At 69.7% G+C, this 6,258-nt stretch carries 4 protein-coding genes and 1 pseudogene; 1 reads left to right on the top strand and 4 read right to left on the bottom strand.

Going from position 1 to position 6,258, the window contains the following annotated elements; translation table 11 throughout:
- Positions 1–378: 378 nt before the first annotated feature.
- Positions 379–3,639, top strand: a complete 3,261-nt coding sequence (locus tag ACFU99_RS01030; protein WP_384383899.1) for a hypothetical protein — start codon at positions 379–381, stop codon at positions 3,637–3,639.
- Positions 3,640–3,789: 150 nt separating this feature from the next.
- Here ACFU99_RS01030 and ACFU99_RS01025 read toward each other — a convergent pair whose 3' ends face one another.
- The 4 genes and pseudogenes from ACFU99_RS01025 to ACFU99_RS01010 all read right to left on the bottom strand — a co-directional run bounded on the left by ACFU99_RS01025 (position 3,790) and on the right by ACFU99_RS01010 (position 6,110).
- On the bottom strand, positions 3,790–3,951 hold the full coding sequence (locus ACFU99_RS01025; protein WP_384383907.1) for a cold shock domain-containing protein: 162 nt from the start codon (positions 3,949–3,951) through the stop codon (positions 3,790–3,792).
- Positions 3,952–4,644: 693 nt separating this feature from the next.
- Positions 4,645–4,878: pseudogene (locus ACFU99_RS01020) on the bottom strand (sigma factor); the annotation flags it as partial.
- Positions 4,868–5,113 (bottom strand): hypothetical protein, encoded by a 246-nt coding sequence (locus ACFU99_RS01015; RefSeq protein WP_384383896.1) that lies wholly within the window; start codon positions 5,111–5,113, stop codon positions 4,868–4,870. The pseudogene ACFU99_RS01020 and the gene ACFU99_RS01015, both read right to left, overlap by 11 nt.
- Before the next feature lie 670 nt (positions 5,114–5,783).
- A complete protein-coding gene (locus ACFU99_RS01010; protein WP_384383893.1) occupies positions 5,784–6,110 on the bottom strand; it encodes a hypothetical protein in 327 nt (108 codons plus the stop codon).
- Between the last annotated feature and the right edge of the window lie 148 nt (positions 6,111–6,258).

The raw sequence follows: 6,258 nt of genomic DNA, 5'->3' as shown, positions 1-6,258 counted from the left end.
GATGTGTCGTGGTGTCATGCCTAGTGGCATGACTGGTGGTTGGGGTGTGGGATGTCGCGGGCCTGGTGGCCCGCTTGGTGTTGTGAGGGGGTGTTAGTTGGCGGATGTGTCTGGGTGGTGTCTGCGTTTGGGTTGCTGGCGCCTGGCGGCGCTGGGTGGGTTGGGGTTGTCGAACGTGGCCTGTTCTTCCCTGACTTGGGGATTGTGTGGATCGGTTGTGCTTGGGCTGCGGGGTGTCTCGGGTTGAGGTGACCGCTGGCGCGTCTTGCCGTCGAGGAGTCACGGGGCGGGGGATGGCACATAGGTGTGGTGCGGGCTGTGTCTGCCGCTGTCCCGGCTAGGGACGCTGTGGGAGAACTAGACGGCTACGGTGGGCTGGTGTCCGGTCCTCTTTCTGACGGTGAACAGGCCAAGGTGCCATCGGCCGTGTGCGAGGTGCGTCCGGGGCTCGTCTCGGCACTGCAGGCTCAAGGCAGCAACGGGCAGCGGGCGTTGAGTCTGTTGCTGGATGCCGCCCACGTCCTGAACGGGCCTGCAGAGTTCCAGGCCCCTTACGAGGTGGCACAGTCGTGTCTGCGGGGTGCGCTGGACGGTGTTTTCAGCATCGCGGGTGAGGACTTCCCTGGGCTGCGTAGCGCGATCAAGGCGGTCTCCGAGGCGGCTGGAGTCGTGGCTGATGCCTGGCGGCATCAGGGCGAGGTGGGTGCCGGGGATCTTGATGCCCTTGTGGATGCGGTTAAGGAGCTGCGTGGCGAGCAGGCGGAGCGCGGCGGGTTCCGTACTCGGCAGATCGGTCGCTTGGTGGCAGAGCAGACCCGGCAGGAGATGGGTCTGGCCGAGACGGAGGCGGCCCGCAGTTGGAGTGCTTTCTACAACAGCGCTTCCGGTGTGCTGCACGGCTCGAGCAGCGGTGCCGATGAGGCGCGCCGTCAGTTCGGTGACGTCACGGCCGCCATGGAGCAGTTGTTTTTGGGGCTGCCGGAGCGGGCGGATCGGTTGCGGGAGCTGGCCCGGCTGGAGGTGCCGGTGCAGCAGGATGCGGACGAGGTTGCGCGGATGACCGATCCGCGGGCGGGGGTGTATTTCTTCAGTACCGCGGTGAGTGGGCGTTGGCTGGGGCTGTTGCCGCTTCATCGGTTGTTGCCCGAGGAGGGCCGCTGGCCGGCGGCGCCGTATCTGCGGCGGCTGTTGGCGCAGGAGCCGGAGCGGGTGTGTGCCTGGGTGGAGGAGCACCTGGACGCGATCCGTGGGCAGGGGCTGGGCGCGCTGTCGCAGGCGGTCGCCGTGGTGCGCGAGGCGGGCATGGCGGCGTGCGCGCTGCTGGCGAGGATCGTGCGAGCGCAGCCGGACCGGTTCATTCTGGTGCGTGTTGCGTACTGGGCGGTGGACATCCCCGTCGCCGAGCGCACTGGGGCGTGGGTCGCCGTGCTGGAAAGCATCTTGAAGGTACGGGAGTTCACGTCACAGGAGTCGTGGGAGAGCGGGCTGCTGCTGCGGGCGTTCGTGGACACCGCCCACCCCGGCGGGCGGCTGCGTGCCGGTGATGACCGGCTGGGTGGGATCATCCGCTCTGCGCTGGCCGGTGTGCTGGCTGATAATCTGGGGGACGAGGACGCGCGTTTTCAGGCCGAGATCGTCAACGACCTCGGCGAGATCACGCTGGCCGACCCGCCGCATGTCGTCGTGGTGCCGCTGATGCGGGCCGTGCTCGATCTCGCCCTGGCCGAGGCACGGCTGGGCATGTTGGTCGCGACGCGGCTGCGGGGCGTGTACAGCAAGCTGCCCGCTGGTGAGCACCGGGCGCGGCTGGTGGCTGTGCACCTGGCCGAGTCCTGGCCCTTCGATGGCGGGCGTCCCGGGGTTGCGGCCAGTTGGTGGCAGGCGGCGATCGATGCCGCGCGGGAGGTGAGCGGCGGGACGTGGCCGAGCGCGGACCTCGCCGACTTCCTCGCCCTCCTGCACGATTGTCCCCAGGAGCTACGGACCGGGCTCGAGGCAGCACTCACCGAGGGCCTGGGCGCACCGCCCTCCGCGCAGGAGATGGAAGTATGGGCCGACGCTTTTCCCGGGCCGGTGCCCCGCCGATGGCGCATCGTGCGGGGCCTGTCCCCTGCGCTGCCCGAGGCCGTACGCGCGCCCTGGCAACCGGTGTTGGCCCTGCTGGAGGAGAAGTACGGGCCGCCGGCCGAGCGGCCCGAGCCCGTTGTGAAGATCACCAGCTGGGTGGAGTCCCATGGCGGGCTGTCCCTGGAAGCCTTCGCCGCACGCGTGCAGGCCGACGGTGTGGTGGCCGCTGTCGCCGAGCTTGCCGCTGCTGCGGTGCCCCGCGACGACGATGACGATGGCGGGGATGGTGCGCGCGCCGGGCTGCTCGGCGAGCTCGTCGCACAGGACCCGGATGCCTGGGCCGCCGATCCGGCCGCAGTGGCCGCGGCCGCCGCGCGCCCGGCCCTGCAGAGCGCCTACTTCAACGCCCTCCACCACGCCGCCGTGAGTAACCGCCTCAGCCCGGGGTTGCTTAGCCCGCTCGCCGAGGCCGCCTTCGCCGTACGCCCCCGGACCGACACGCCCGGCGCCGAGCAGTTGCAACTGGTCATCTCCAACCTCCTGCACCGGCTCTGGAACAGCGGCGCATCCCCGGAGGCGGTGGAGGCGGACGCCGTGACCTGGCTGCGCGCGCTCATCACCGGCTGGTCCACGCCGCGCCTGGACACCTCCTCCCCGCTGGGCACGGCCACGACGGCGCCCGGCGGCAGCGCCCTGCTGTCCTTGACCGCCTGGGGAATCCAGCACGCCGTGCGCACCGGCGAGGGGGTGCCCGAGCCGTTGACGGTGGTGCTGGAGGAACTGCTCGATGCCGAGCCGGACGACCAGGCCCTCGCCGTCATCGGCTTCGGCCTCGGCCAGCTCCACCACTGCGACCCCGCCTGGGTCACCGTCCACGCCGACCCGCTCCTGTCCCTGGAGTCGGCGTGGCGCCCCGCGCGCACCTGGCTCATCCACGGCAGGCCCGACCCGGTGCTGCTGGCCCGACTGGACCGGGCCGGTCTGTGGCGGGCCCGGTGCGCGCCGTGCGCGGAGGGCGCCCTCGACCAGGTCTTCCTGGCCCTGTTGGAGGAGGACGAACCTCTCGGCCCTGCCGGTGCATTCCTCGCCGGGCTGGCCGGCTGCCCGGGCGGCGATGCGGCCGTCTCGGTGATGCTGTCCCGGCTGGCCACCTACACCGCCCGCGCCGACCGCGACGAGGTCGCCGAGCGGGCCGCGGGCATCTGGCGCGCTGCGCTCGATGCCGGCCTGCCGGCTGACGCGCTGCGCGGGGTGGGGCACTTCGCCTTCGCCGACAGCCTCGATGAGGACACCTGGCTGGAGCTCACCGCCGCCACCCTCACCCAGCAGCCCGACCTAGAAGACGCCGACCACATCACCGAACGCGCCGCCCGCACCCCCCGCTCCCCCGCCGCTCAGCTCATCGCCGCCGCTCTCGACCACGGGCCCGCCGGCGGCTATCGCCGTAGCGAGACCATCCGCCACGCAGTAGCCCTCTACGCCAACGCGCCTGCCGAGAACATAGCCGAGCACGAGGCACTGCGCATCGCGCTGATCAATGCCGGGGCCATCGACGACGCCTACAAAAAGTAGTCGGCACCTCGTGAGGCCTGTGTACCGGCTGCCGGTCGGCATGTCTGCTGTGCCTGCTTTCCTTGGGCAGGCACAGAAATGCGCGCTGCCGGGGCAAGAGCGTGGTCGGGTGAAATTTGGCTTGCGGCACGATGCCGGATTGCCTTCCTTTTATCCGCTCACGGGCCTTACATGGGCTGCCTGGAGTCCTCTCTGTCCCTGCGAGATGGAGAATTCAACGCGCATTCCTGCCTCAAGGGTTCGGTCTCCGTCCATGTGGATCGCGCTGTGGTGCACGAAGACATCGACGGGCGGGTCGCCTTCGACGGAGATGAAGCCGTATCCCCTTTGCGCGCTGAACCATTTGACTGTTCCGGTCTGAAACGGTTTTCCCCTCCGGAAGGATTTCCGGGATCTCTCTCCGGGGCCGGGGTGCCGGAGCCGGCAGGGGGTGCGGGCGGGTTGTCTGTGCGGGCGGTGCGGTGCTCGATGGCCGCCAGCAGGGCGTCGTCGGTCGTGCCCAGTGCATGGTCGAGTTCCCCGTCCTCGTCCTGGCCGGCGTTCTGCGGCACGGTGTGCGGTGTAGGGCCTGTGCCGTGCACGGCACCGTCGCCCGGGCCGGGAGGGGTGAGCTGGGTACGGACGGCGTTCAGGAGGGCCGCGTCCATCTCGTCGAAGAGCAGGCCCAGTTCGTCGTCGGGTGTGCGGCGGGTGTCGTTCACTGCCGTCCCCTTGGGCTGGTGATACCGAGCTGCTGCTTGAGGGTGCGAGGGGCCCGCGAGAGGTTCTGCAGGACTGCGGCCCTCTCCAGGTTCCTGCGGCGATCTCCGCAGTGGAGAACCCGTCGAGGTGCCAGACCATCACGCTGCGCTGCTTGAAGGGCAGCTGGATCAGGGCTTTGAGGACGAGGCGCTGCTGCTCGTTCAGCTCCGCCGCGTGCAGCGGGGTGTGCCAGTCGCAGCTGGTGGCTGCCAGACGGTCCGTCAGATCGTGTTCGGGCTGTTCGGGAACCGCCTGCCGCAAGAAGGCCCGCAGGGCGACCGTGCGCAGCCAGGCCCGCGGGTGCTGCACCGGCTGGCGCGCACGCATCAGCTCCACGAACGCGCTGTGCACCGCGTCCTCGGCCTCCGGGAAGGCCGCCCCGTGGCGCAGCAGGAAGCGGATGAGGTAGGGCCGGTCCTCCTGATAGGTGCAGCCGGCATCGGCGGCCCGGACGGATTGATCGCGTGCTCCGGGCACGGCTTGGGTGTCATCCGCCATGCGGTCCACGGTCTTCCTCCCTCGCCACTGTGCCCTGTCGCGCGGCCAGTTGGCGCCCTGCCGGGTCCCTCTCCTGCAACGTGCCGCCTTGGCCCAGTGCGGTGATCCGGGCCGTGCGGCCTTCCTCTTCGATGCGGGCTCTGCCCAGCAGGGCCTGGGTGGTGATGCGGACCGTGAGCAGCCGGGCGATGCACGCGGCCACGGTCGCTGCCGTGCTGAGGAGTGTGCTGTCCACGACGCCTGGTTCCTCTCCCCTGGGGCAAGGACCGGTGCCCTTGCTGCCGTAGGGAGTGGCTGGGGAGGCTTGTTTTCTGACATCCGGCGGCGGGCCGCCGTCGGATGTCGTCCTGTCTCGGGCCGGATCATGCGGGTCGCTTCGGTCATGCGGTGGGCGGGAGGATCAGCTCTCGCGGGTGGTGCCGGACTGAATGCGGGGGCAATTTTTATTCGCCCGATAATGGGTTGTTCCGAGTCGTGTTAGATTTATTCCGCCATTTTTTCTGAATGGAATCTTTTTCCATTTTATCGGTGTGACCCCATGCAGAGCTGTTGTGACCCCCGAGGGGCGATGAGCCGGCGGCTTGCGGTCGACAGGCCCGGCGGGTTCGCTGTGTAGCCGGTGTCTCGGGGCCGGGTTGCTGTAAGTGTGGGGATGTGGCTGACGAGGGTTTGACGTCGATGACGGTGAAGGTGCCCCGAGGGACGAGGTCCCGCCTGGAGGCGGTGGTGTCGCGCCATGGCGCCCTGCGGCGGGAGCTGACGAGTGATGCCCGGTGGAGCGTTGCGGGTTTGCCCCGGCGTGAGACCGATGCGGTGCGCGCTCGGCGGCGCGCGGAGGTGGCGCGGTTGCGACAGGGGGGTTGGCTGCTGGACACGGTTGACTCGTTCGCCGTGTACGCGGTGCGTCACGAGCTGACGGTGCGCCGGTGGCTGAGGGAGTGGCCGGATGCCGAGGGCGGGTCGGGGCAGATGGGGCTGTGGCCGGGGGCTCGGGACGGCGGGTATCCGGAGGCTGTGTCGTTTCGGCTTCCTGTGGCGATGGCGCGGCAGGTGTGGGCTGGGTGCTGGTCCGTCTCCGGCGAGGCAGTGGCCGCGCTGCGGGACTGGCGGGATCGGCCGCCGAAGATCCGGTCGCCGAGGATGACCACCGGGTGGTCCACTCTGAGCCGCTTGGTGTCGGCCTGCCCGAGGCCCGCGGCGCAGAGGATGAGACCGTCGTACAGCCGGTCCACTGGGCGGGCTCCTCTCCACCAGCAAGGGGGCGGGCCTGTCGACAGGCACCAGCGAGACATGGCTGTCGACGATCAAGTCTTTCCCCCTTGGTGTGGTCTGTGTGTCACCCGGTAACAACCGTCAGGCACGATTCAGGACCCACAAGAC

It is taken from the genome of Streptomyces sp. NPDC057654 (assembly GCF_042800135.1).
Lineage (GTDB): Bacteria > Actinomycetota > Actinomycetes > Streptomycetales > Streptomycetaceae > Streptomyces.
The sequence above is the reverse complement of the archived record's forward strand: the minus strand, read 5'-3'. Positions and strand labels throughout refer to the sequence as shown.